The organism is Kitasatospora kazusensis (assembly GCF_039529945.1).
Classification (GTDB): Bacteria; Actinomycetota; Actinomycetes; order Streptomycetales; family Streptomycetaceae; genus Kitasatospora; species Kitasatospora kazusensis.
On the sequence record NZ_BAAANT010000145.1, the window covers coordinates 1 to 692 of the forward strand.

Sequence of the window (692 nt, forward strand, 5' to 3'; positions counted from 1 at the left end):
GTGCAGGGCTGCGTCGAGGAGTGCGGGGTGGATGCCGTAGCCGTCGGTGGTGGTGTGTGGGGGGAGGGTGATTTCGGCGTAGGTGTCTTGGCCGTGGCGCCAGGCGGTGTGCAGGCCTTGGAAGGTTGGTCCGTAGTTGTAGCCCTGGGTGGTGAGGGTGGGGTAGAGGTCTTCGACGGGGAGGGGGGTGGCTCCGGTGGGTGGCCAGGTGGGGTTGGGGGTGGTGGGTTGGGGGTTGGTGGTGGTGAGGGTGCCGGTGGCGTGCAGGGTCCAGGGTTGTTCGTGGGTGGTGTTGGTGGGGCGTGAGTGGATGGTGAGGGGGAGGTTGCCGGTGTTGTCCTGGGGGCCGGCGGCCAGCTGTAGTTCGATGGTGGTGTCTGTGGGGATGGCGAGGGGGTGTTGGAGGGTGAGTTCTGCGAGGTGGGGGTGGGCGGTGTGGTGGGCGGCGTGTAGTGCCAGCTCTATGAAGGCGGTGCCGGGGAGGAGGGTGGTGTCGAGGATGGTGTGGTCGGTGAGCCAGGGCTGTTGTTGCAGTGAGATGAGTCCGGTGAGGAGGTGGGTGCCGTCGGGGAGGGTGGTGGCGGCGGCGAGCATGGGGTGGTCGAGGGGGTGGAGGCCGGTGGTGGTGAGGTCGGTGGTAGGGGCCGGCTTGAGCCAGTAGCTCTCGTGTTGGAAGGGGTAGGTGGGGAGGT

At 67.9% G+C, this 692-nt stretch carries 1 protein-coding gene; it reads right to left on the reverse strand.

What is annotated here, in order from left to right:
- Positions 1 to 692 (reverse strand): polyketide synthase dehydratase domain-containing protein (locus tag ABD330_RS32400; RefSeq protein WP_344469897.1); only part of this gene is annotated, 692 nt, incomplete at both ends.